The organism is Serratia sp. LTN-2 (genome assembly GCF_059740205.1).
Genome location: NZ_JCAXDO010000032.1, coordinates 17891 through 18123 on the forward strand (window position 1 = coordinate 17891; position 233 = coordinate 18123).

Consider the following 233-nt stretch of genomic DNA (forward strand, 5'->3'; position numbering starts at 1 on the left):
CAAAGATATACGTTGCATTTAGCGGGACTGGTCTTGCAGGGCGAGGGATGGGATAGGCGATACCTATCAGGCCTGGGCGGCTTCGCCGCGTCTCCGGCGACCCTGACCTGAGAGCGTTCTCATGCCGCTCAGCGGTCGCCTCCATGCGCTGACGCGCATAAACCTTGCCCCTTAGAAAGTTATGCCAGTTTGGCAACAGGGATATCCTGAAGTCGTGTTGTGTAGCGTGGTGA